This is a genomic window from Micromonospora sp. S-DT3-3-22 (genome assembly GCF_015354745.1).
Lineage (GTDB): Bacteria > Actinomycetota > Actinomycetes > Mycobacteriales > Micromonosporaceae > Micromonospora > Micromonospora wenchangensis.
Window position 1 is genome coordinate 54,375 of the sequence record NZ_JACGMO010000017.1, and the last position, 24,176, is coordinate 78,550.

At 71.7% G+C, this 24,176-nt stretch carries 21 protein-coding genes; 16 read left to right on the top strand and 5 right to left on the bottom strand.

The window, feature by feature from the left end; translation table 11 throughout:
- Window positions 1-207 precede the first annotated feature (207 nt).
- Entirely contained in the window at window positions 208-681 is a 474-nt protein-coding gene (locus H1A17_RS07475; RefSeq protein WP_228543072.1) for a hypothetical protein, read from the bottom strand.
- 651 nt (window positions 682-1,332) lie between these two features.
- On the opposite strand from H1A17_RS07475, the gene H1A17_RS07480 reads away from it, so the two are divergent.
- The 3 genes from H1A17_RS07480 (at window position 1,333) to H1A17_RS07490 (ending at window position 2,738) form a co-directional block, all read left to right on the top strand.
- Window positions 1,333-1,611: a hypothetical protein gene (locus H1A17_RS07480; RefSeq protein WP_145919140.1), complete on the top strand. Its 279-nt coding sequence runs from the start codon at window positions 1,333-1,335 to the stop codon at window positions 1,609-1,611.
- Window positions 1,612-1,737: 126 nt separating this feature from the next.
- Window positions 1,738-2,256 (top strand): SigE family RNA polymerase sigma factor, encoded by a 519-nt coding sequence (locus H1A17_RS07485; protein WP_145919141.1) that lies wholly within the window; start codon window positions 1,738-1,740, stop codon window positions 2,254-2,256.
- Window positions 2,256-2,738, top strand: coding sequence for a hypothetical protein (locus H1A17_RS07490; protein ID WP_194821473.1), 483 nt, complete (start codon window positions 2,256-2,258; stop codon window positions 2,736-2,738). Before H1A17_RS07485 ends, H1A17_RS07490 begins: the two co-directional genes overlap by 1 nt.
- A 42-nt stretch (window positions 2,739-2,780) precedes the next feature.
- Here the strand turns inward: H1A17_RS07490 and H1A17_RS35815 are convergent, their stop codons facing one another.
- Window positions 2,781-3,272: an alcohol dehydrogenase catalytic domain-containing protein gene (locus H1A17_RS35815; protein ID WP_375372797.1), complete on the bottom strand. Its 492-nt coding sequence runs from the start codon at window positions 3,270-3,272 to the stop codon at window positions 2,781-2,783.
- A gap of 791 nt (window positions 3,273-4,063) precedes the next feature.
- Here H1A17_RS35815 and H1A17_RS07495 point away from each other — a divergent pair.
- The 11 genes from H1A17_RS07495 (at window position 4,064) to H1A17_RS07545 (ending at window position 21,981) form a co-directional block, all read left to right on the top strand.
- On the top strand, window positions 4,064-6,931 hold the full coding sequence (locus H1A17_RS07495; protein WP_194821474.1) for a helix-turn-helix transcriptional regulator: 2,868 nt from the start codon (window positions 4,064-4,066) through the stop codon (window positions 6,929-6,931).
- A gap of 81 nt (window positions 6,932-7,012) precedes the next feature.
- Window positions 7,013-7,249, top strand: coding sequence for a DUF5988 family protein (locus tag H1A17_RS07500; protein ID WP_145919144.1), 237 nt, complete (start codon window positions 7,013-7,015; stop codon window positions 7,247-7,249).
- A 142-nt stretch (window positions 7,250-7,391) separates the two neighbouring features.
- Window positions 7,392-8,864, top strand: a complete 1,473-nt coding sequence (locus H1A17_RS07505; protein WP_194821475.1) for an acyltransferase domain-containing protein — start codon at window positions 7,392-7,394, stop codon at window positions 8,862-8,864.
- Entirely contained in the window at window positions 8,861-14,800 is a 5,940-nt protein-coding gene (locus H1A17_RS07510) for an SDR family oxidoreductase (RefSeq protein WP_194821476.1), read from the top strand. Before H1A17_RS07505 ends, H1A17_RS07510 begins: the two co-directional genes overlap by 4 nt.
- Window positions 14,801-14,816: 16 nt before the next feature.
- Window positions 14,817-15,836 carry a 3-oxoacyl-[acyl-carrier-protein] synthase III C-terminal domain-containing protein gene (locus H1A17_RS07515; RefSeq protein ID WP_194821477.1) on the top strand — a complete coding sequence of 340 codons (1,020 nt, stop codon included), beginning with the start codon at window positions 14,817-14,819 and terminating at the stop codon, window positions 15,834-15,836.
- Window positions 15,837-15,839: 3 nt separating this feature from the next.
- Window positions 15,840-17,282: a cytochrome P450 gene (locus tag H1A17_RS07520; protein ID WP_194821478.1), complete on the top strand. Its 1,443-nt coding sequence runs from the start codon at window positions 15,840-15,842 to the stop codon at window positions 17,280-17,282.
- A gap of 11 nt (window positions 17,283-17,293) precedes the next feature.
- Window positions 17,294-18,436, top strand: a complete 1,143-nt coding sequence (locus H1A17_RS07525) for a Rieske 2Fe-2S domain-containing protein (RefSeq protein WP_145919149.1) — start codon at window positions 17,294-17,296, stop codon at window positions 18,434-18,436.
- 51 nt (window positions 18,437-18,487) lie between these two features.
- Entirely contained in the window at window positions 18,488-19,381 is an 894-nt protein-coding gene (locus H1A17_RS07530; protein WP_240762783.1) for a 3-hydroxyacyl-CoA dehydrogenase family protein, read from the top strand.
- Window positions 19,378-19,680 carry an acyl carrier protein gene (locus H1A17_RS07535; protein ID WP_145919150.1) on the top strand — a complete coding sequence of 101 codons (303 nt, stop codon included), beginning with the start codon at window positions 19,378-19,380 and terminating at the stop codon, window positions 19,678-19,680. Before H1A17_RS07530 ends, H1A17_RS07535 begins: the two co-directional genes overlap by 4 nt.
- Complete coding sequence (locus tag H1A17_RS07540) at window positions 19,670-20,800, top strand: acyl-CoA dehydrogenase family protein (protein ID WP_145919151.1); 1,131 nt, start codon at window positions 19,670-19,672, stop codon at window positions 20,798-20,800. The genes H1A17_RS07535 and H1A17_RS07540 overlap by 11 nt, the downstream gene beginning before the upstream one ends.
- 71 nt (window positions 20,801-20,871) lie before the next feature.
- Entirely contained in the window at window positions 20,872-21,981 is a 1,110-nt protein-coding gene (locus H1A17_RS07545) for an HAD family hydrolase (RefSeq protein ID WP_240762785.1), read from the top strand.
- Between the two features lie 213 nt (window positions 21,982-22,194).
- On the opposite strand, the gene H1A17_RS07550 is transcribed toward H1A17_RS07545, so the two are convergent.
- Window positions 22,195-22,665 (bottom strand): hypothetical protein, encoded by a 471-nt coding sequence (locus H1A17_RS07550; RefSeq protein WP_145919153.1) that lies wholly within the window; start codon window positions 22,663-22,665, stop codon window positions 22,195-22,197.
- Window positions 22,662-23,258: an RNA polymerase sigma factor gene (locus tag H1A17_RS07555; RefSeq protein WP_240762787.1), complete on the bottom strand. Its 597-nt coding sequence runs from the start codon at window positions 23,256-23,258 to the stop codon at window positions 22,662-22,664. The genes H1A17_RS07550 and H1A17_RS07555 overlap by 4 nt, the downstream gene beginning before the upstream one ends.
- 34 nt (window positions 23,259-23,292) lie before the next feature.
- Here H1A17_RS07555 and H1A17_RS07560 point away from each other — a divergent pair, with 34 nt between their 5' ends.
- A complete protein-coding gene (locus H1A17_RS07560) occupies window positions 23,293-23,772 on the top strand; it encodes a superoxide dismutase (protein ID WP_309236723.1) in 480 nt (159 codons plus the stop codon).
- A 5-nt stretch (window positions 23,773-23,777) separates the two neighbouring features.
- Complete coding sequence (locus H1A17_RS07565) at window positions 23,778-24,047, top strand: superoxide dismutase (RefSeq protein WP_145919154.1); 270 nt, start codon at window positions 23,778-23,780, stop codon at window positions 24,045-24,047.
- Here the strand turns inward: H1A17_RS07565 and H1A17_RS34305 are convergent.
- The gene (locus H1A17_RS34305; protein WP_309236725.1) at window positions 24,023-24,163 is read right to left on the bottom strand and encodes a hypothetical protein; all 141 of its coding nucleotides are present in this window, start codon (window positions 24,161-24,163) and stop codon (window positions 24,023-24,025) included. The two genes, H1A17_RS07565 and H1A17_RS34305, sit on opposite strands and share 25 nt — an antisense overlap.
- Window positions 24,164-24,176 lie beyond the last annotated feature (13 nt).

Sequence of the window (24,176 nt, forward strand, 5' to 3'; positions counted from 1 at the left end):
TGGGCGCGGATCAGGTCAGCGAGGTGGTTCAACGATCGGTTGGACAACGGAATCGAGGCGGGGTGAGACAGCGACGAGGCTCCCGGTGAGGCATCTTTCTTGGTCGGTCGCTGTCCTACCGGGAGCCTCACCGCAACCCGCTGTCGGGGCACCCGAACCCATCCCCACCAGTACAAAGCCGGTTGAAGAACGCTCAATGGCTTCGGATCAGGTCCGCTTGCGGCGCGCGATCTCGTCAGAGAGCTGCTGCACATCAGCGGGGTCCGCGTCCCGGGCAAGGGCGACGTAGTGGTCCATGACGGCCGGCCGGTAGCGCACGGGCAACGTCTGCCCCGGGGCGAGTCGGGTGAGCTCGGTGATCGTGAGACCTTCGTCGGCGATACCGCGGAACGAGACGCCGTCGGCGGTCTCCACGTCGAACATCAGGACCACGCGAGGGTTGCTGTTCACCTCCCGCCAATCGACGAGAACACCGAGCGCAAGCGCCCCCGTACGCAGCTCCGCATTGCGCTTCCGCGCATCACTGCTCATCAGCGGGTTCGGGGCGATCCCGGGGAAGTCGGGCCCGACGCCGAGCGACTCCCGACTCAGGTCGGGCCTGAGCTGGTCTATCTGAGCGCTGAGGTTGTTCGTCGAACCGACGATCCTGCCGACCACCGCGTCGAACATCCTGCCGAACATCCTGGCCCCTCCCTCACACCGGTGCCGGAATCTCGGCCTGGCGCTCCGCCTTACCGCGATTGTATGGCGGCCGTTCCCGAGCGCCATCGCACCGCCCCGTCTCGATGGGGCCGCCGTCTGTGTTCGCGGACGGGCTCGGTCGTGGGCAGCATCTGGACTGACCAAGAGACCTAGACCGAACGTCAAGCGTCAGATGGGACGGATCTGTCAAGCAAGCGGTGGGACCACGACCGGCAGCCCGAGCCACGGCCGGGATCCTCGCCCCCCGTCCGTCAGCGCTGCGGACACCGTGCACCGCGACTCCCGCGGCTACGACAGCGGGACGGAGATCAACGGTCGGTCCGTCGTCACCGACACCCTGCCGAGAAAAAGTTCCGGGTGACGGCAACCTACGGGCGGTGGATCGCATGTACCCGGATGTCAGCAACGATCACCACGATCCATAGGGGTCCGGAAATGTCTGCACGTCGTCTTCTGCCGCTTCCCGCTGTCACCGTCCTGTTCGTACTCGCCGCCTGCTCCACCACGGAGGCGCCCACGGCCGGCACGACCGCATCTGCTCCTGCCCCGGCGGCAGCCAGCGCCAGCTCGACCGCATCTGCCCCGACCACGGCCGCCCCGGCGGACGGCACCCCCGCTGTCAAGCCCACCGTGACCGCCAAGGCGGCCGGGGGCGTCAAGAGCGCCGACTGCCCCTCGGGGACGGATCTGCAGAAGCTGGTCGAACTGCCGAAGGGCATGACCTTCGGCAGCGTCGAGTGCGTGAAGGACTGGGCGGGAGCCGTCCCGCAGGGCCCGAAGACCGGTGACGGCGTCTACCTGTTCCACTACACGGCCGGTACGGGCTGGAAGTACTACGGCGAGGGCAGCGGATACGACTGCAAGGACCTCGGCCTCACCGAGCCGGCGCCGTTCTGCATCTCCGGCTGACCGCAGGGACCGCGTTTGCGTGCTGTGGCGCACACTGGCTACGGTGTGCGCCACAGTCAGCCGGCCGCACCGACGCCGTCGCGCCCTGACAACCTGTGCCGGTACGTCGGGGGATGCGAGCGGGGCATGGCGGACTCGATCGACGATCAGTTCCGGGAGTTCGTCCGGACCCGCTCGCCGGCCCTGCTCCGGACGGCGTTCCTGCTGACCGGCGACCGGCACCTCGCCGAGGACCTGGTGCAGGACGCACTGGCCCGGACCCACCGGGGCCGGCGGCGGCTGCACGATCCGGGGCACTTCGAGGCGTACACCCGCACCGCGATGTACCACCAACAGGTGAGCTGGTGGCGGCGACGCAGGGTGGCCGAGTCCCTGCCCGGGGAACTGACCGACGTGGCTCAGCCCGGCAGTGACCACGCCGGCCGTACCGACCTCAAGCTCGCCCTGCACCAGGCGCTCGCCCAGCTCACCCAGCGGCAGCGCGCGGTGCTGGTGATCCGCTTCTTCGAGGACCGCAGCGAGGCCGAGGCCGCGCAGCTGTTGCAGTGCTCGGTCGGCACGATCAAGAGTCAGACCAGCAAGGCACTGGCCCGGATGCGGGAGATCGCGCCCGAGCTGCTCTCGGCCGTGATGGAGGAGGCCTGATGACCGACAACCTCGGGCCGCTGCGTCAGGCCATGTCCGAGCTGAGCGAGCACGGCGGCAGCGCCGACCTGTACGAGGGGACCCTGCGCAGGTCGCGGCGGTTGCAGCGGCGGGCGACCGTCACCACCGGTGCCGCAGCCGCAGCGCTGGTGTTCGCCGTCGGCGGTACGGTCGCCTTCGCCGTCAACCACCGGCCCGACCCGTCGGCGCCTCCCGCAGCCACCCCCGGGGAACCCGACTGTCCGTCGATCGAAACCCTCGGGGATCTGGTCGAGCTGCCGACGGACTGGTCCTTCGCGTCCACCGGTGTGCAGTGCGCGCAGACGTGGGCGGCGGTCGAGGTGAAGCGTCCGGCCGGCGGCGACGTCCGCTACCTGTTCCACTACACGGCCGACGCGGGTTGGCGGTACCAGGAACAGGGCACCGAATGGGACTGCGCGGAGCTCGGCCTGACCCGGCCGGCACCGTTCTGCACCTTCTGATCAGCAGGCCTGCCCCGTTCGTCGCTGTCTCGTCCCGAACCGTCACCGTGACCGTCCCGCCGTGTTCCTTGCCTTGAGGTGAGTGGCGTCCTGGCATGACGGTCCGACGCGACTGTTCCTGTCAGCCGCCCGGACAGCGGTTGTCTCCGCCGCTGTGTTCCACGCAGTGCCCCGGCGGGCCGGGCGGGGGAGGGGCCGTGACCCAGACCCAACCGATGGCGACCATCCCCGGGCCCCGCCCCGCCCCGGCACAGATACGACGCCGGAGAACTCGTTTCCGGGTACGACGGGAAAGCGGACGGGGTTGGCGAACCGGAAGGTGCCGGAGCGTTGCAGGATGTCGATCGGGTCGAGGCCGACCGCGCGGACGTCGACGACCACGTCGTGGGCCCCCGGGACCGGGTCGCGGCGGTCACCGAGACGGAGAACCTCCGGGCCACCGAATCCGGTCAGCTCGTACGCGCGGCTCGTGCGATGCGGACCGTGCCTGGGTGGAGAGGTGTGCGGCGGGAGCGGTGTTCCGGATCCGTTCACGTCCGGCGACTACGGCGACCCGCGACCGATCATGACGGCCGTCGTCGCCATGCGCCGCGCCCGCCATCTCGCCGGAACCCAGCAACTCGCAGCGGAGAAGCTGCTGTGGTGGTGATCCGGTCGGCGGTGTCCGCTGAGCCGGGGCGAGGGGGATCGGGAGCGGTCCATGGTTGTTACCGAAGGTGCGTGAAGATTCACTCAGGGCTATCGGATTTGACGGGCGGCGATGTAGCATCGAACTCGGCCTTGGGAGATCAAGTCTCTTTTCGAGGTCGTGATTGGCGTGCTGATTCGGCGACCTCGCCGGACTCGATGCGAAGGCGGGCAGGAATTCGGCAATCCCCTCGCGATGACGATGTGAATTCATCCTGTCAGCCTCGCGTCCTCGGGCGCGCTGACGGGGCTGCCCGGTGATCCTGTTCTGCCCGTCCACCGTCGCCGCACCGACCGACCGTCATGAATTAACCTGACCGAAACGTATTGTGCGATCCGGTAACCGCACTGGTAGTGAACCTGAGAAGTGGTCCCCTGTGAACCCGACGAGTCTCCCTTGATTTTCCGACCACTTCCTATGAGGATGGCTATCATGGGGTGTTGTAGTCGCGCTATCAGACATTTATGTGATCTGGCGGAGGTCGATCAAGGTCGCCTGCCAGCGTATTGCGGCCCGGTGCAGCGGTCGCCATAGAAGTTGATTTACCGGCCGACGCGGTGTGATGCGAGTCGGCTCGTCCAGGACAAGGATATCCGTCGTCGGAGAGACCGCCGGCGGCAATTCACCCTCGATGGGAATGCTGAGAATAGGCCCGGAGTCCGGGTCCGAGGTATGGGTCGGGCGAGAGCGTGAGCTGAACCTCACGCAGACAGCGTTGACCCGGCTGGGGCGGGGGACCGGCTCGGTGCTCCGGCTGGTCGGTGAGCCGGGCATCGGCAAGACTTCACTGCTCACCATCATCGCCCAGGCCGCGGCCGACTGCGGCTACCAGGTGTTCCACGCCGTCGCCGACCAACTCTCCCACCAGTCACCACTGAGCGTCCTGCTCGCCTGCCTCGGCGTCCGCCAACGGCCCGACGACCCCACCCGAGCGGAGATCACCCATACCCTGCTCGCCCAACCCCCGGCCTTCCCCGCCACCGGCTCGACCCTGGCCGTCGTGGCCGAGATGCTGGTCTCCCTCGTCGACGACCTGTGCGCGGCGGGCCCCACCGTCCTGATCGTCGACGACGCCCATTGGATGGACGAGCCGTCGACCGTGGTCTGGCGGCGCCTGGCCGCGAGCGCGGAACACCTGCCCCTGCTCCTGGTCGCCGCACACCGTCAGGACCCGTCCCGCCCGACCCACTCGCCAGCCGGCACCGGCCGGGGCCACGAGCACCTGCTGAGCCTCACGCCGCTGGACGACACGGAGGTCTCCCAGCTCCTGACCGGGCTGCTCGGAGCGCCCCCCGGCCCGACCCTCAGCCGGTGGTCGGGCGCGGCGGTCGGCAATCCGCTCTACCTGCACGAGCTGGCCGACGTCCTCGTCCGGGAGGACCTGGTCCAGGTCGTGGCGGGACACGCGGACCTACGTGACGACGACGACCGGATCCCCCCGGCCCTCACCGCCGCGTTGACCAGCCGGCTTGGTCTGGTGCCGGACGCCGGGGACGTGTTGCGGACCGCCGCACTGCTCGGTACCGAGTTCACCGTCACCGACCTCAGCGTCGTGCTGGGTCGGCCGGTGCGGGCCCTCGCCGACGTGGTGCAAAGGGCCGTCGCGGCCCGCATCCTCGCCGGCTCCGGACAGCGGATGACCTTCTGCCATCCACTGATCCGCCAAGCCCTGCACGACGCCGTCGCGCTGCCGCTGCGCCGAGCACTACACCTCGACCTGGCCCGGGAGTTGGCCGCCGCAGCCGCCGAACCACTCACCGTGGCACACCAACTGGAAGCGGCAGGCGGCGTCGAGAACCGGTGGGTGCCCGACTGGCTCCAGAAATCCGCCCACACCCTGACCCACGCCGACCCGGCACTCGCGGTCCGGCTGCTGCGCGCCCAGCTCGGACAACTCCCCGCAGACGACCCGCACCAGGCCCCACTGAGCGTCGCGCTGGCCCGCTCACTACAGATGCTAGGCCGGTGGGAAGAGGCCGCCGACCAGGCCCGCCAGGCCCTCGCGTCGTCCACCGGACTGGACGCCCACGGCGAACTGCACTGGCTGCTGATCCGCGCGCTCAACAACAGCGGGAAGACCGACGAGGCCGCACTGATCCTGCGCCAGACACTCACCCGACCGGCGGCGATCCCCGAACCCTGGCACGGACGCCTCCTGGGCACCCTGGCCCTGATCAGCCGGGCCGGCACCGGCGGACCGAGCGAAGCCGAGACCCTCGCCGGCGAGGCCCTCGACGCCGGCCGCCGCTGCGGCGACGACTGCGCGATCGCCGGCGCCAGCGTCGTGCTGTCCCTCACCCGGTCCGACCGGCGCGACCACCCGGCCGCACTCCGGTACGCCGAACAGGCGCTCACCGCCCTCGTCGGTCACCCCGACCATCCGGAACTGGAGATGTTCGCCCTGCACTGCCGCGTCGTGAGCCTGCAGAACATGGCCCGGTGGCGGGAAGCCGACAGGGTGCTGCGGCTGTCGCGGGAAATCCGCCGCCGCGCCCACGACGTCGCCGCCGCGTCCATCGGCGTCACCGAGGCGATGCTGCACTACTGGGTCGGCCGCTGGGACGAGGCACTGACCGCACTGACCCCGGTCGCCGACGACCCCTGCGGCCCGTTCTACCCGGGCCTGCACCGGGGCGGACCCGCGCTGCTACGGCGGGGCGTCACCGCGCTGATCGCCGTTCGACGCGACGACCGCGCGCTCGCCGAAACCCACCTGCACTCCGACCCGGCAATGCCCGCCGACCACAGTCCCGCCGAGGACACCGAAGGATTCCTCCTCGCCGCCCGGGCCGTGCACGCCGAACAGCAGGGCGAACCGGAACGGGGCACCGCCCTACTCGCCACCATGCTGCAGCACCGCCCCGACACCGCCGCCGGCCCCCACCATCCATGGTTCGCCGACCTCATCCGGATGGCGTCAGCCTGCACGGACACCTCCACCGTGACGGCCACCCTCGAACTGACCCGCCTCTGGACCGAGGCCGAGAAGACACCGGGACGGGCCGCGCCCATGCGGCAACGCTGCCTGGGCCTGGCCACCGAGGACCCCGAGCCGCTGCGCACAGCCGTACAGCACTACCGGTCAGCCGGCCCCAGAACCGAGCTGGCGGCCACCCTCGAAGACCTCGCGGTGGTCCTGGCCGGCCACGGCGCGACCACCGAGTGCCGGGCCGCCGCCACCGAGGCGATCGGCCTGTACAGCCGGATGGGCGCGACCTGGGACGTCCGCCGCACCGAGGCGCGGCTGAGGAACAGGGGAGTGCGCCGAGGGGTCAGCGGCCCCCGCGCACCCCGGCCGGTCTCGGGCTGGGCGGCGCTCACCGCCACCGAACGGCGCGTCGCCATGCTCGTCGCCGAGGGTCGCTCCACTCCGGAGATCGCCGCCACGATGCTCCTGACCCGCCGCACCGTCCAGACGCACATCTCCCGCGCCCTGCACAAACTCGGACTGCGCAGCCGCAACCAGATCGCCCGGGAGGTGCTGCGCAACGCCGGTGCCCGATGACGGATGACTCGCCGACCTTCCGTCGGTTTTCTGCGTCAGCTGACGCATGTCTCATTCGTCCACCCCGGGAAAGCTGTCCGCATGACCGTCCCCACCCAGCCGGACGACACCACAGCCCCCCACGCCACGATCCTGATCGCCCTCGAAGGCGGCCCGGCGAGCCTGCCACCCGAGCTTCGCAGCCAGCGGATCTCGCCGGACGCACCGAAGGTGAAGATCCCGCACAACGGTGGCTACGAGCACTTCGAACGCCCCGACGACAGCGACGCTGAGCCGCTGGTCTTCCGCTGGGCGTACCGGTCCCGCATTGCGGAGTAGCCGGCCGGGAACCTGCCCTGCCCCGAGCGGCCCGGGTCGGGGCGAGCCCGTCCGGACCCGCAGGCCGCACGTCGTCGATTGTCCCTGCGCCGTCACGGCGCGCCACAGCCCGACCAGCGGGATGGAAACGAGGGTGACGCACATGGTGGATTCTGTCTTCGTCATGCCCGGCACGGTGGCTGCCCCCCGTACGGGCACCCTGCGCGACCTGCACAGCCGCTACGAAACGGTCCGCGAGGCGCTGACCCTGATCGACAAGGCGGCCCGCGAGTTGGGGCTGCCCGACATCAGCACCCGGCTGATCGAGGACGCCGCCGGCGAACGCCCCTACAGCCCCGAGGTGCACTACCTGGAGATCTTCGCCGTCAGCCTCGCCACGTACCACCTGCTCGTCGCCGAGGGCGTCGAACCGGTGGCGATCGTGGGACAGAGCATCGGGGAACTGTGGGCCCTGGCCGCCGCCGGACACGTCTCCGTCGGCGACGCCGCCCGCCTGGCGGTGGCCCGGTCCCAGGCACTGACCCGGCAGGCCTGGCCGGGCACCATGCTCGCCGTCGGGGTCGACGGCCGCCGGGCGGAGTCACTCGCCGGACTCATCGGCCACCCCCACCTGGTGCTGGCCTGTGAAAACACCCCCCGACAGAGTGTCCTCAGCGGACCAAGGCAGCAGATCGACGAGGCCGAGCGGGTTGCCGAGGCGCTCGGCTGGCCCAGCGTCCGCCTCGACGTCCCGCACCCCACCCACACCCCGGCGGTCGCCCAGGCCGCCCGGGACCTACGGGCCACCGCACCCCGCGTGTCCTACGGCGGCGCACGGTGGCGGGTGTCCTCACCATGGCTCGGCCGCGACATCGGCGACGAGGACCCGGTCGAACTGGTGGCCGGCGCACTCACCGCCCAGGTCCGGATGCTGCACACGGTCCGCGCCCTGCACGCCGCCGGCGCGGACACCTTCATCGAATGCGGAGAATGGCCGGTCGTCACCCGGTTCGTCGAGGCGTCGGTCCCGGGCGTCCAGGCGGTCGTACCGCTGAGCGAGCACGACCCGGTCGCGGCCGTCCGGGCGCTGGTCGCCAGCCGCACCGACACGGCCCCACGCCCGGTACGGACGCCGGTGCCCCCACCTGTCCCGGCGTCTCCCGCGCCCGTCGCGCCCGCGCCGCCCGTCGCGTCCCCTGCGCCCGTCGCGCCTGCGCCACCCGTCCCGGCTCCCGCTGTCGCGGCACCGCCACCCCTGGCGGCCCCCACCCCGGCCGTCCCGGCTGCGCCGTCCGTCCTGACGCCGCAGGCACCGGTGACACCGGCCTCCCCACTCACAGTTGACCCACCCCGGCCCGCACCGGACGCCGACCGGCAGTACGCGACGGTCCTGGCCGAGATCCGCGCCCTGTACGGCGACTACCTGGGCTACCCGCCGGAGCTGCTCGGCGACGACGACGGCCTGGAATCCGACCTGGGCGTGGAGTCCCTCAAGCAGGTCGCCCTGCTCAGCCGCGTCGCCGACCGGTACGGCCTGCCGGACCTGCGCGCCAACACCTCCCTGCTGACCGTCGGCACCCTCAAGCGGATCGCGCAGGCCGTCGTCCAGGCGCAGGCAGAGGCGACCGCCCGATGACCGACACACCAACCCTGCACGGCCGGGTCGCGTTGGTGACCGGCGCGGCCAAGAGCCTCGGCGCGGACATCGTCCGTCGACTCGCCGCCTGCGGCGCACACGTCATCGTCAACTACTTCCACTCCGTCGAACAGGCCGAACTGCTGCGCACCGAACTGGCCGAAGCCGGCCTCAGCGCGGAGTTCATCCGGGCCTCGGTGGCCAAACGCGGCGAGATCGACCGGATGTTCGACCTGATCCGGCAGCGCCACGGCGGCCTCGACTTCCTCGTCAACAACGCAGCCGGCGGCGCGTTCCTGCCCCTGTTCGACGTGGACGACACCTACTGGCAGCGGGCCTGGTCCACCAACGTCATGGGCGCCTACCACTGCTCCCGCCGGGCCGCCGAGCTGATGACCGGCCGCCCCGGAGCAGCCATCCTCTGCCTGTCCAGCGTCGGCGCCCACCAACCGGTCCCCGGCTACGGCCCCGGCGGCGTCACCAAAGCCGCCCTGGAATCCCTCGTCCGGTACCTGGCCCTGGAACTCGCCGACCAGGACATCCGCGTCAACACCGTCCTGCTGGGCTCCGTGGCCAGCGAGATCGTCGTCAACCTCGACGACCCGGCCGCCGCACTCGGCGACTCGCCGCGCTCCAGCGACCTGACGCGCCGCACCATCTCCACCCCCGAAGCGGCCCGGCTGCTCGTCCACCTCCTGCACCCCGACACCGGATTCATCACCGGGCAGACCCTCGTCGCCGACGGCGGCATCAGCATCGGCGGCATGCAGGGCCTGCGACTGCACAGCAAGCTCGCCGCGCAGGTCGGTGTGCCTCCCCGAACCCTGCCACCGCCCCCCACCACAGCAGCCAGCGTCGCCGAACCGGCACCGTCCACCACCGAGGCCGCCCCCGAACCGGCCCCGGTGACCACCGTGACGCTCACCGAACCGCAGCCGGCACCCGCCGCCGCGACACCACGCCCCGTGGACGACCCGCAACCGCACCGTCCACGGACCGGCCCCGACGAACACGACCCGGACGCCATCGCGGTGGTCGGCCTCGGGGTGGTCCTGCCCGGCACCAACAACCCCGCCGACCTCTACGACCGGCTCCGGGAAGGCGCCCTGCTGGCCAGCGAACCCTCCGCCTTCGACCTGCGGCACTTCTGGTCGGCCAGCGCAACCGACACCGACAGCTTCTACATCCGGGAAGCCGGCTACGTGCAGGGGTTCATCCCCGACCCCGCCTCCGTCGCCGAACCCGACGGATTCCTGGGACACCCCGGCTGGCCACGCACCACCCGCTGGCTGCGGCACTGCACCGTCCAGGCCCTGACCGGAGTACACCGCCGGCCCGACGACAGGTGGCTCGCCGCGACCACCGGCATCCACGACCAGACCGGACTCGGCACCCAGGGCGTCGTTCTCGGCGACGAATACCAACGCCTCATCCGCGACGCCATCCACCGCAGCGGCGACGACGACTGGCTGGCCGAACTCGCCGACCACGCCATCAGCGCCCACTACAGCGGCGACGGCGGCAACCCCCTGGCCTACCTACCCGCCTCGGTCTCCCGCAACGCGCTCCGTGGCCTGATCCCACACGACGCCCAACACCTGACCCTCGACGCGGCCTGCGCCACCGGACTGTTCTGCCTCGACGCCGCCGTCAAAGCCCTCCGCGAGGGAAGCTGCGACGTGGCGCTCGTTGGCGGTACCTCGGTCATCGAACCGATCGGCTTCACCCTCTTCTGCCGGGCCCAGGGCATCACCGCCAGTGGCCGCATCCGCCCCTTCGACCAGGCAGCCGACGGGACACTGATCGGTGAGGGCGCCGTCATGCTCGCCCTGAAACCGTATGCCCGCGCGGTAGCCGACGGCGACCGGATCCACGGCGTCGTCCTCGGCACCGGACTGGCCGCCGACGGCCGGGGCAAGGGCATCCACGCACCCGCCACCCGGGGACAGGAACTGGCGATCAGCCGCGCCTGGGCCGACGCCGGTGTCGACGCCGCCGACGTCGACTGGGTGGTCGCCCACGGCACCGGCACCCCCGTCGGCGACGAGATCGAACTGCGCTCCCTGCTGGCACGGCTCGGCGAACGGGACCGGCCGTGCCTGCTGACATCGAACAAACAGGTCTTCGGTCATACCGGCGTCCTCGCCGGACTCGTGTCGGTGGCGCACGCGCTGGTCGCCCTCGCCCACCGCACGATCCCCGGCCACACCGTCGTCACCGACCCCCACCCGCTGCTGGGCGACGGCACCCGACTCACGGTGCCGGTCACCGACGCACCCTGGCCGGTCGACCAGAACCGCCCACGAATGGTCGGAGTGTCCTCGTTCGGCCTCGGTGGCGCCGACGCCCACGTGGTGCTCGCCGACCGGATACCGACGACCCGACCCACCCCCCGGCCGCCGGTGACCCACCACGCCCCCGACGCCGAAGACCTGGTCGTCGTCGGCTGGAACACCCACCTGCCCGGCCTGGACCGCGACCGGGTGCCCGCCTGGCTCGTCGGCGACGGCCCCACCCCACAACCCAGCTTCGGCAGCCCCTACCCGCTGCCGTCCCCCCTCGACGTGCGGATCCCACCCCGCACGATGCGGCACATGGACCCGGCCCACCTGATGATGCTCCAAGCCCTCGGGCCGCTCCTGACCGACCTCGGCGAACCGGGAACCACACTGCGGCCGACCACCGCGATCCTGGTCGGGGCGAGCCTGCCGACCACGCACAACGCCCGCGCCGCGCTACGGGTCCACGCCCAGGAGTGCGCCGCCACCTTCGATCTGCTCCCCGACCCCGGGCAGGCCCAGACACTGCGGGAGTACCTCGCCAAGGCCCTCGCCGACGCCGGCGACGTCGTCCCCGACGAACTGAACGAAGACGACTTCACCGGCGCCGTGTCCTGCATCCTGTCCGGCCGGGCCGCCAACTACTACGACTTCCGGGGCTTCGGCACCAGCGTCTACGCCCACCGCGACTCCGCCCACTGCGCACTCGACCTGGCCCTGCGCCAGCTCCGCCACCGGGCCTGCGACCTGGCCCTCGTCGGCGCGGTGAGCCTACGGCCCATCAGCGGATGGGACCGGCACCTCGACAGCCTCGTCCCGGCGGGCCGCACCGTCGCCGAAGGCGCCGCCGTCGTCGCCGTCGCCCGCCGCTCCACCGCCCGGGAGCACGGCCTGCCCATCCTGGGCACCCTCGGCACCACACGCGAGGCCACCACCGACGACCCGGCACCCACCCTGCCCGCCGCAGCCGGCACCGACCGCACCTACCTGGCCCTGGACGCCCTGCTGGCGGTACTGCGGGCCGTCGTCACCGGCACCGACACCCTCGTGTCACCGGCCGCCCCCGGGTCACCATCGATCCGCTTCACCGGACCGACCGGCCCCGACCCGAACGGGGCCGTCCCGGAACCCGCCGAGCAGGCCATCGGCCGCCGACAGACCCTCCACCTGCAGCCACTGACCCCACCCGACCCCGACGGACCCGCGATCCCCGCCGGAAGCATCGTGGTCACCGACACCCCGGACCTCGCCGCCGCCGTCACCGGCCCCGACATCGCCATCTGGTCCCCGGGACCGGGAGTCGACACCGCCACCCACGTACCACCCGACGCCGCCACCGACGCCCTCGCCGGCCTACCGTTCGTCCCCCGCCACATCCGGATCCTCACCCGCCTGCAACCCCCCGGCGACGACACCGACGACACCGAAGCCGCCCGCCTGGAGGACCTCCAGGACCTCGCGTTCACCACCATCCAGGCCGCGCTGCCCGCCCTACGGGCCGGCGGAACACTCGCCGCCGCGCTGCTCACCGCACTGCCACAGGCAACGACCCACCCCCTCGCCGGCCTGTTCACCGGGCTCGTCCGCTCCGTACGGGCCGAAGTACCGCAGTGCAGCGGCAACACCCTGATCACCGACACGTCGCACACCCCGACCGCACTGGCGCAACTGGCCCGGGCCGCGACCGCCCGCGTACCGACGCACACCCTCGCCTGCCACGGACAAACCTGGTACCAACTCGCCGTCGCCGACGACGAGCCCGCACCCCGGACGCAGGAAGCCGCCCTGCCCCCCGGCGCGATCGTGGTCGCCTTCGGCGGAGCCCGGGGCATCACCCCCGAAATCCTCGACGCCGTCGCCCGTACCACCGACCGACCCCACCTGTACCTCATCGGCCGCACCCCGCTACCGGACACCGACGACGAACTGCCACCCCAGGCCGCGTTCATCGCCGCCGGCCGCCGCGAGAACCCCGACGCGTCACTGCGGGACCTCAAGACCGCCTACGAACGCGCCCAGGCCCGCCTGGAGGTCCGCCGGACCGTGCAGCGACTCACCGAACTGTGCGGACCCGACCGGGTCCACCACCGCGTCGGCGACGTCCTCGACCCGCAACGGACCACCGCGGTCCTCGACGAGATCATGGACCGGCACGGACACATCGACCTGCTCATCAACACCGTCCTCGACCTACGCTCCCGGGCCCTGCACGCGAAAACCCTGACCGACTTCCGCTCCGTACGCGCCACCAAAGCCACCGGCTACCGCAACCTCAAACGCGCCCTGACCGGCCGGCCACCCCGCATCTGGTGCAACTTCAGCACCCTGGCCACCCTCGCCCCCGCCCCCGGAGACGTCGACTACTGCGCCGTCAACGAATACCTGGCATACGCGAGCGCCTGGGCCGACCGCAACGCCCCCGACGGACACCGGGAACTCGCCATCCTCTGGAGCGGCTGGCGGGAGGTCGGCGTCGCCAGCAGCACCGCCATGCGGGAAACCCTGCGCCGTAACCGGATGGACGCCTACATCAGCAGCAGACAGGGCGCCGCCCAGTTCCTCGACGCCGTGACCCGCCCCGGCAACGGAGCGGCGGTCTTCTTCATCCGCGACGAGGAACGCATCCTGCTGGGGGAGCGGGGCATCAGCACCGACGCCACCGGCGGCCCGCTGCCACTGCCCGTACCCGACGCCCCGCCACCCACCCCACCCGACCCGTCCCTGGCCACGCCACTGCTCGACGGCGTGCTGCTGCGCGGCCACCGCTGGGCGGTGTTCACCAAAACCTGGGAACCGCACACCCTCGCCGACCAGGACGGCCGGTGGATGCGCCACCACCGGGTCAACGGAGAGTACGTCCTGCCCGGCACCTTCGCCCTCGAAGCCGCCGCCGGCGCCGCCGGACACCTCTGCCCCGACCTCACCGTCACCGGATTCCGGAACCTGGTCTGCCGCACGTCGGTGACCGTCCGGTCCGCCGGACCACCCCGCACCATCACGGTGGACGCCCGGCTCACCGACCGGTCCCCGGACCGCGCCGTCGTGGCGGTCCGGATCACCACCAACCGGATCGGCCGCAACGGCAAGGTCCTGCGCTTCAACGACCTGCTCTGCGAAACGACAGTCGTGCTCACCGACCGCCACCCCCCGTTGCCCGCACCGACCGACGAGGCGACCCACCGCCCCGAACCGGACTTCACCATGCCGGTCTACTCCGCCGACCTGCCCATCACCCTCAGCGGCCCGTTCGCCGGAACCAGCGACTACGCCCGCGGACCGGACGGCACGAGCGCCACCTTCCGCCTCGACCACCAGGCGTGGAGCCCGGCCCTGGCCGGCATGACCGTACCGGCGATCCTGCTGGACGCCATGGTGCACCTGCTGCTCCTGCCACCCCACGGCGACCAGCCACCCCAGGTCGGCCCGATGGCCGGCATCGAGACGGTGGACCTCGGCGGGCCGGGCAACGACTGCCAACTCAGCGCCGCCCACCCGACGATCCGACTGCACTGCCGCTTCGCCGACGGCACGCTGACCGCATCAACCCCCCACGGCCACGTCCTGGCCCGTATCACCGGGGTCAGCGCACACGCCACCGACCACAGCGGGAGGTTGATCCGGCCGCACGCCGACACCCCCCAGCCGGCCCTTCCCTGACCCCGAGGAGACAACGGTGCTGTGGCACGACATCACGATCGCCGGAACCGGCTCCTGGATACCCCCGATCCGACCTGAACACGACCCGTGGGACGGCACCCGGACCCGCCAACCGTCCATGGCCGCCACCAACGGATTCACCTCCGCAGCCGTCTCGAACGGACAGACCGCGACCCAGATGGCGGCGCGGGCCGCCCTGCTGGCACTACGCCACGCAAACGTCCCCAGCAGCGACGTGAGCCTGCTGGCCCACGCCACCTTCCAGGACGAGGACCACTACACACCCGCGCCCTACCTGCTGCGGGTCCTCGGAGCCACCCGCAGTACCGGCATCGAGGTCGGCGCGGCCAGCGACGGCGGCGCGGCCGCCCTGGTGACCGCCGCCGAACACCTGACCGCCCAGCCCACCGCCCCGGCGGCCCTGGTGACCGCCGCAGCCCGCTTCCCCCACCAACGATGGGCCCACGTCCGCGACATCGGCTACGTCGCCGGCGACGCCGGAGCAGCCGCCGTGCTCACCCGCGGCACCGGCTTCGCCCGGCTCCTGGCCACCGCCCAGGCCACCGAACCACAACTGGAGGTGCTCACCCGCGCCGGTGAGGACGACCCCGCCGCCGGCGCCGGACGACGCTTCCTCGCCGAACAGACCGGACTCCTGCCCCACATCGACACCCTGCGACGCCGCACCCGCCACTGCGTCGACACCGTCCTCGACGAGACCGGCCTGACCGCCGCCGACGTCTCACACGTGGTGGCCATCGCGATCGGGTCAGCCGTGCTCGACCTGGTGCTCTCCGGACCCCCGCTGCACCGCCGGGCCACCGACACCAACTGGACCTTCGGCCGCCACCTCGGCCACGCCGGCCCGTGCGACGTCCTGCTCGCCCTCGACCGGATGTTCCGCACCGGCGCCCTCCGGGTCGGCGAACGCGTCCTCGTCGTCAGCTTCGGCCTCGGCTTCCGCTGGACCACCGCCCTGCTCGAGATCACCCGACCGCCGCCCGGCGCGACGACGGCAGACCGGAGAACGAGGTAACCCATGACCGAGGCGACCACAACGACCACGACCACCAGATCCGTTCCCCTGGCACCGGGCGCACTGCCCCTGCTCGGCCACGCACTGCCCCTGCTCCGGGACCCGCTGGCCTTCATCCGCTCCCTGGCCGGATACCCGACGATGGTGCGCGTCCGGTTGGGCCCGACCTCCGCACTGCTCATCTGCGACCCGACCCTGACCCGGCAGATCTTCGTCAACGACCGCACCTTCGACAAGGGCGGCCCGATCTACGACCGGATCCGGGAGGTCATCGGCGACGGACTGTCCACCTGCCCGTACCCGCTGCACCGGCGACAACGGCGGCTGTGCCAACCGTCGTTCCACCCACGACGCCTGCACGGCTACGCGGCCGTGTTCGGCCGGGCCTCCGACGCCACCGCCGGCTCCTGGCACGACGGCCAGGTCCTCGACGTCACCCGCGAGATGATGACACTGACCACCCAGGCCACCATGGAGACGATGTTCAGCGGGTCCCTACCCGCAGAAACCCTCCGCCGCGCCCTGGCCGACACCAACACCGTGGTCAGCGCCTTCTTCCGCCGCATGATGACCCCCGCCCTGCTGCGCCGGCTGCCGACCCCCGCCAAACGACGCTACGACCAGGCCCGGGCCCGACTCTTCGCCACCATCACCGAGATCGTCGCCGCCCGCCGCGCCGACCCCACCGACCACCACGACCTGCTCTCCGCGCTGGTCGCCGCAGTCGACGTGGAAAGCCTCGACCACGAGCAGCAGCTCAGCGACTCCGAACTGGCCGACCAGGCCCTCACCTTCTTCCTCGGCGGCATGGAAACCACCGCCATCACCCTGGCCTGGGCGCTGTACCTGATCGCCACCCACCCCGACGTCCAACACCGCCTCCACGCCGAAACCGACACCGTCCTGGCCGGTGCTCTGCCCGGCCCCGAACACCTGCCCCGCCTCGACCTGGCGGCCCGGGTGGTCACCGAGACCCTCCGGCTCTACCCGCCCGCCTGGATGATGACCCGGACCGTCACCGGCGACGCCGAACTCGACGGGGTACGGCTACGCCGCGGCGACACCCTCGTGCTCAGTCCCTACCTGATCCACCGCCGACCCGACCTGTACACCGACCCGACCCGCTTCGACCCGGACCGCTGGCTCGACACCTCACCCGACCGGGCCGGCTACGTCCCGTTCGGCGCCGGCGCACGCAAGTGCATCGGGGACCAGTTCGCCCTCACCGAGGCGATCCTCGCCCTGACCGCCGTGGCGGCCCGCTGGGAGTTGACCCCGGTCAGCGACGAACCCTTCCAACCCAAGGTGGAAACCAGCCTGAGCTCACGCGGGCTGCGCCTACGGCTACGGCGTCGCCCGACGCCGACCACCGACACGCCGTCGGCCGCCACCTCGCAGCCCGCACCCGTGCCGCCGGGCCCCGGCGTCTGCCCGGTCGCCCACTAGGAGAAACAACCATGAAAACACTGGTCAAAAGCCTGCTCCGCAGCCACGAGATCCGCCGACACACCGCCGCACCGGCCGACCGGCTCCACCCGCCCACACGTCCCGACCCGAACGGATGGTTCTGCGTGGCCTTCTCCGACGAGGTCCGCCCCGGAACCATCACCACCCGCCCACTCATGGGCGGCGAGGTCGTCGTCTACCGCACCCCCCGCGGGTTGCTGCGCGCGGTCCGCCCCCGCTGCCCCCACCTCGGGGCGCACCTGGGCGTCGGCAGCACCCTCGACGGTGAGGAGATCGTCTGTCCCTTCCACCGGTTCGCCTTCGACCCCTCCGGGGCCTGCGTACGGACCGGATACGACCTGCCGCCGCCCAAGGCGACCCTGACCCAGTTCCCGGTCTGCGAGGCCAACGGATCGATCTACGTGTGGTGGCACGCGCTCGGCCTCGCACCACAGTGGCAGGTGCCGGACTTCGGCATGGACGACCGGCAACCCTTCAGCCACGACACCTTCGACATCGCCGGCCACCCGCAGGACGTCATCGAGAACGCCTTCGACTGGGGTCACCTCCCGGCGCTGCACGGACTGCGGGACCTGGTCATCGAGGGAACACCGGTGATGGGGGAGCCGATCAGCACGGTCACCGCCACCGCCCGGGGCACCGTCATGCGCCAGATCCGCCAGTCCTACACCCTCACCGTGATCGGACTGGCCACCATCGCGGCCCGCACCCGGTTGCCCAACGGCGCGGGCGACCTCCACGTCATGCTGCACGCCACCCCCACCACCCTGGGCCGGATCCACCTACGGTTCGGCACCAAGCTGGAACTGGCCGGTCTGCCGTTCCTGCCCGAACGGGCCGCCCGGGCCACGGCGATGCCCGTCGCCCGGCTGCTCAGTGCGATCGCCCAACGGGTCGCCTCCGTCGACACCGGCGCGGACCTGCTGATGTGGCACCACCAGGAGCACGTCGAACAGCCGAAGCTCGCCCGGGGGGACGGCCCGATCGGTCGCTACCGGCAGTGGGCACGACAGTTCTACACCGACCCCACCCCGCCCGGCGGCACCGCCACCGAGGCGACCACCGTCAACGGCTCCGCGCCCGTCAACGGGGCATCCATCGACGAGCGGAAGGCGGACCACTCCGAGGTGTGACCGCAGCCGCCGTGGCCCGCGAACCGGGCCGGGCAACGAAGGGAGACCCAGGTGACGGGGCAGAACCCAACGCCGGACACCACGCCACGACTGGCGGTGCTCGGCGCGGGCGTGATGGGAACGGGCATCGCCGCACTGGCCGTCGGGCACGGCATCGCCGTGTCGATCATCGACGTCGACCGGCGGCGGCTGGCCGAGGCCCCCGCCCGCGTCGACCGGCACGTCCGCACCGCCCGACTGATGGGAGCCCTACCGCAGGACGTACGACCTGCCCCGCTCGACGTCGGACCGTCCCTCACGGACGTCCCGACCGGGCGGACCAGCACCCTCACCGCCGTGGTCGAGGCGGTCACCGAGGACCCGTACGCCAAGGCGAAGGTCCTCGCGGACGTCTCCGCCCTGGTCACACCCGGCACGCCGGTGGTGTCCAACACCTCGTCCATCCCCATCGACGAACTCGCCCGGTCGGTGGCGCGACCGGAGGACCTGATCGGCAGCCACTTCATGAACCCGCCCTACCTGATCCGCACCGTCGAGGTGATCCGGGGCCCACGCACCGGCCCGCACACCCTGGACGCGGCACGCCGGCTGCTCGCCGCCCTGCGCCGGGAACCGGTGGTGGTCCAGGACGCCCCCGGCTTCGTCACCAGCCGCATCCTGCACCCGATGATCAATACTGCGGTCCGGGTGGTGGCCGCCGGCACGGCCAGCGTCGAATCCGTCGACCGACTCCTACAGGGATGTCTGGGCCATCCCACCGGCCCGCTGCGCACCGCCGACCTCATCGGCCTGGACAACCTGGTCGACTCCCTGTGGGTGCTGCACGAACGGACCGGCGACGAGAACTGCCGCCCCTGCGAGCTGCTGCTGACCAAGGTCCGGGCCGGACACCTCGGCCGCAAGAGCGGGCAGGGGTTCTACCACTACGAGGGAGACCTGCGATGACTGTGCCATCCGACCAGGACGTGTCGGACACCGGTAACCGTGTCGACACCGTCGCACCGGAGCTGGCGCGCTTCCTGACGGCACGCACCGGGCGGTCCTGGCCACCGGACGAGGACCTCTTCGCCACCGGCGGGCTGTCGTCGCTGTTCGCGATGGAACTGGTGGTGCACCTGGAGCAGACGTACGGGGTCACCGTGCGCGGCACCGACCTGCGGCTGGACAACTTCCGCACGTTACGCCGGATGGTGGCCCTGGTCGACCGGCTCCGCACCGGCGAACCCGGCGACCATGGCGCCTGAAACCACCACCGCACCCGCCGTCACCCCCGCCGACGCCGCCACGATCGTCGCCCGCCTGGTCGGGGACCGGGCAGGCGACTGGGACCGGGCGGGCCGGATACCCACGGAGGTGCTGCGCGAACTCCACTCCGCCGGCCTGCTCGCCCCCCAGGTCCCCACCGGCTACGGCGGACCAGGCTGGAACAGCCTGGACACGGGCCAGTTCACCGCCCAGGTCGGCAGCCTGTGCAGCTCCCTGCGCAGCGTCATGACCTCCCAGGGCATGGCGGCCTGGACCGTCGAGCGGTTGGCCGACCGGACCCAGGCCGGATCGCTGCTGCCCCGCCTGGCCTCCACGGACATGGCCGCCGTCGCCTTCACCGAACCGCAGGCGGGCAGCGACCTGTCGGCCATGACCACCACCGTCACCGTCACCGGCGACACCCTGCGGCTGCACGGCCACAAGGTGTGGGTGACCGCCGCCGACCACGCCGACCTGCTCCTGACCTTCGCCCGACTCGGCGACCAGGCAGCCGTGGTCGTGGTGCCCCGGGCCACCCCCGGGGTCCGGGTGCGCCGGCGGGCGGAGCCGCTGGGATGCCGGGCGGCAGGACACGCCGACGTGTGGTTCGACGCGGTACGGCTGCCGACCAGCAGCCTGCTCGGCGCCGGCGGACAGTCGATGTCCCTGCTGGTGACCACGGCGCTGAGCTACGGCCGGATATCGGTCGCCTGGGGGTGCGTGGGGATCCTGCGCGCCTGTCTGTCGGCGGCGACCGGGCACGCCGGTACCCGCCACCAGTTCGGCCGCCCACTGGCCCGACATCAGCTCGTCGCCCGCCACCTGGCCGACCTGTGGTCCGCCGAGCAGGTCGCCACCCGCCTGTGCGAGCACGCCAGCCGCTGCTGGGACACCGGCTCGCCCGACGTGGTCACCGCCACCGTCCTGGCCAAGTACGTCAGCTCCCGCAACGCCACCCGGGCGGCCGCCGACGCGGTCCAGGTCCTCGCGTCGGCCGGTGCCGTCGACGGACACCCGGTCGCCCGCGCGTACCGCGACGCCAAGCTCATGGAAATCATCGAGGGCAGCACCGAGATGTGTCAGCTGATGCTGGCCGACCACGCGGTCAACCGCCGATGATCCCGCCGCCATCCCGGACACCCACCCCGTCGTTCCCCACCGCCGACGAACGCCAGCCCGAAGGAGTCGACGTGACCCACGAGGTCCCGACGGTCCCACCCACGACCGTGAAGTGCCTGGTCTGGGACCTCGACGACACCCTCTGGCAGGGTGTCCTGCTGGAGGATGAACAGGTCGTGCTCCCCGACCCGATCCGCGCCGTGATCACCGGGCTGGACGCCCGGGGCATCCTCCAGTCGGTGTGCAGCCGCAACGACCACGAACCGGCCTGGGCCCGGCTCCGTGCGCTCGGCGTCGCCGAGTACTTCGTGGCACCGCAGATCGGATGGGGACGCAAGTCCGACGCCGTCCGGCGCATCGCCGACCACCTGGGCTTCGCGCTCGGCACCATCGCCTTCATCGACGACCAGCCGGCCGAACGCGCCGAGGTCGCCTTCCACCTCCCGCAGGTACGCTGCTACGACGCCGGTACGGCCACCACCCTGCTGGACCGCCCCGAGTTCACTCCGACGTCGGTGACCGTGGACGCCCGCCGTCGCCGGCAGATGTACCAGGCCGGCCAGCGGCGGGCCGACGAGCAGGCCCGGTTCACCGGCCCGGCACAGGACTTCCTCCGCTCGCTGGAACTGGTGATGCGCATCCGGCGGGCCGACGCCGCGACCCTGTCCCGGGTCGAGGAACTGACCCTACGGACCAGCCAGATGAACGCGACAGGCGTGCACTACCCCGACCGGACGCTGCGGACCCTGATGGCTGACCCCCGCTACGAGGTCCTGGTCACGACGCTGACCGACCGGTTCGGGCCGCACGGCGCGGTCGGCGTGCTGGTCCTGGAGAAGCACCCCGGGGTGTGGCACCTGCGGCTGCTCGCCACCTCCTGCCGGGTGGTGTCCTTCGGCACCGGCACGGTCCTGCTGACCTGGCTGGTGGACCAGGCCGCCCGCGCCGGGGTGCACCTGATCGCCGACTTCCGACCCAACGACCGCAACCGGATGATGGAGGTCGCCTACCGGTTCGCCGGCTTCGACGAGGAGCCCTGTGCGTGCCGCGACCGCATCGCCGTCGACGCCGACCGCGCCGTCCAGCGACTGCACCTGGTGGCGCGCCGGCAACCCGCGCCGTCGGCGTTCCACCTGACCGCCCCCGACCTGGCCGGCCCGGCATCCGTCAGCGCGGTTTGACCGCCCACACCCGGCCTCCACCGACCCGACAGCGGTGGGGGAGTCAGGGTGATGCCGTCGGCCATCGAAGCAGACACGCGCCCCCGTTGGGCGTCCCGGACCACGGCGGTGATCCGGACCCCGACGGTGTCCGCGTCACCGGCGGCCGGGTCGACCCGCGGCGCAGCAGGCTCAGGCGCGGCCGATGGACGGTCGAGCCGTTGGGCGGGCTGATCAACCGTTCCGGCGTTCGAGCTCGTCCCAGCGGGCGAGCAGTGCCCTGCGGTAGGCCCGGGCCCGGGCGAGCAGCACGCTCGCCACGACGGTCAGGGCCACGCCGAGACCGCCGACAGCGAGAATGCCCACGGGCCCGGCACGCATGACGGCGACACTCACCATGCCGACCGTCATCAGGACGCTGAAGGTGACCGCGAGCCAGGCGGCGATCACCCGGTCGACAGCGAACAGCGGGCGGCGGGCCAACGCCCAGCCCGCGAACCCGGCCCACGCCATCCCGACACCGATCATCGCGACGAACGCGATCCTGGTCCGTAGCGGCAACTCGCCGGGTTCGGTGGCCAGCAGCAGGCCGATGGTCACGGCTGCGGCCAGGCCACCGAACCCGGCCACGAGGAGGCCGACGCGTCGCGGCAGCGACAGCCCCCGCATGACGTCGTCGGGGCCGTACGAGGGTCCCTCGGTCATCCCGAATATCCCTTCTCAATCATGTGGTCACGCAGCATCCGGCGTGCGCGGAACAACCGGGACTTCACCGTCCCCACCGGGACTGCCAGCACCTGCGAACACTCCTCCAACGCCAGGTCGTAGAGATAGAACAAGATCAGCACCTCACGTTCGCAGACGGGCAAGCCGGCCAGGCCGTCAATGACCTGCGCCTGGTCCAACACCGCGGCGACGTCGTCGTGCCCCACCTGCTCACCGTCGGGCGGATCGGCTCGGCGGTACGTGTCCCGCAGGTGATCCATCACCGAACGCCGAGCGATCGTGAACAGCCACGGCGCGAACCGATCCGGCTCCTTGAGGGCCGGCAGAGCCTTCAGCACACCAGCCCACACCTCCTGGCTCACATCGTCGGCCAGGCCGGCCCGGTCGAGCATGCGCCGCACATAACGCCATACCGGCTCGTGCCAGTACCCGACCAGCTCGGCCAGCGACCGTCGGTCTCCCAGCTGCGCCCGCACAACGAGTAGTGCGTCGCGTCTGACCCGATCCACATCGTCTCCGCCCGTATCGCCCACCACACCCTTACAGTCGCCCGGCAGGCCGCCGAGGTTCACGGCATCCGCTCGTCGCCCAGGTGCAGCGCGGGCCGTGTCGCACGGCTGCGCCGCCGCGTGCTCACCGATCGGTTCTCGATGCGGTCGACGCCTGCCCCCACATCGCGACCGACTTTGTTGCAAGCACTCGATCTTCTGGAACAACCTCTCCCCGCACGGCGGCGACCGCCCCGACGGGGAGTTGGCGGCGGCGATCGAGGAGCACTTCGGCTCGTTCGAGGGCTTCGCGGGGCAACTGTCGGCGGCGACCAAGAGCGTGCAGGGCTCCGGCTGGGGCGTCCTCGCGTGGGAGCCGCTCGGTCAGCGCCTGATCGTCGAGCAGGTGTACGACCACCACGGCAACGTCGGGCAGGGCTCGACGCCGCTGCTGGTCTTCGACGCCTGGGAGCACGCCTACTACCTGCAGTACCGCAACGTCCGCCCGGACTACGTCGACCGGCTGTGGGGCCTGGTCGACTGGGCCGACGTGACCGCCCGCTTCGACGCCGCCCGCGCCACGGGTCCCACGCTCTGAACCCGGTGAGCGCACCCACCCCCGCCGCAGCGGAGCTGGTCCAACGCGCCGCCGGGGTCATCGCCGCCACCCACCGCGGCGACCACGCCGGCGCGGAGGAACTCCTCGCCGCGTTCTCCGGCGAGCAGGCCAGAACCCTCGGTTTCTACCTGCTCGCCGACCTCGCGCTCGGCCTGGTCCGGGCCGGCAGCGGGCAGTCCATGGACGAACTGGTACGGGAGCTGTCCTTACTCGTGGCGAACACCGCCGGTCAACCACCGCCGGCTGCGGCCTGAGAGCGGCTGTTCCGCTCCGCCGTGGTGGAAGCCGTCGCCCTGCCGTCGCGGAGGGCCCGAACCCCGAGGACGATCAGATACGCCGCCCCGGCCCAGCGGATCGCGGCGAACAACACCGGCGACGCGGAG

Excerpts from the sequence above, each read along its gene's own strand:
- H1A17_RS07495 (WP_194821474.1), top strand. The coding sequence starts at position 4,064 with ATGCTGAGAATAGGCCCGGAGTCCGGGTCCGAGGTATGGGTCGGGCGA.
- H1A17_RS07510 (WP_194821476.1), top strand. The coding sequence starts at position 8,861 with ATGACCGACACACCAACCCTGCACGGCCGGGTCGCGTTGGTGACCGGC.
- H1A17_RS07520 (WP_194821478.1), top strand. The coding sequence starts at position 15,840 with ATGACCGAGGCGACCACAACGACCACGACCACCAGATCCGTTCCCCTG.
- H1A17_RS07505 (WP_194821475.1), top strand. The coding sequence starts at position 7,392 with ATGGTGGATTCTGTCTTCGTCATGCCCGGCACGGTGGCTGCCCCCCGT.
- H1A17_RS07550 (WP_145919153.1), bottom strand. The coding sequence starts at position 22,665 with ATGACCGAGGGACCCTCGTACGGCCCCGACGACGTCATGCGGGGGCTG.
- H1A17_RS07525 (WP_145919149.1), top strand. The coding sequence starts at position 17,294 with ATGAAAACACTGGTCAAAAGCCTGCTCCGCAGCCACGAGATCCGCCGA.
- H1A17_RS07500 (WP_145919144.1), top strand. The coding sequence starts at position 7,013 with ATGACCGTCCCCACCCAGCCGGACGACACCACAGCCCCCCACGCCACG.
- H1A17_RS07540 (WP_145919151.1), top strand. The coding sequence starts at position 19,670 with ATGGCGCCTGAAACCACCACCGCACCCGCCGTCACCCCCGCCGACGCC.
- H1A17_RS07485 (WP_145919141.1), top strand. The coding sequence starts at position 1,738 with ATGGCGGACTCGATCGACGATCAGTTCCGGGAGTTCGTCCGGACCCGC.
- H1A17_RS07475 (WP_228543072.1), bottom strand. The coding sequence starts at position 681 with ATGTTCGGCAGGATGTTCGACGCGGTGGTCGGCAGGATCGTCGGTTCG.
- H1A17_RS07535 (WP_145919150.1), top strand. The coding sequence starts at position 19,378 with ATGACTGTGCCATCCGACCAGGACGTGTCGGACACCGGTAACCGTGTC.
- H1A17_RS07490 (WP_194821473.1), top strand. The coding sequence starts at position 2,256 with ATGACCGACAACCTCGGGCCGCTGCGTCAGGCCATGTCCGAGCTGAGC.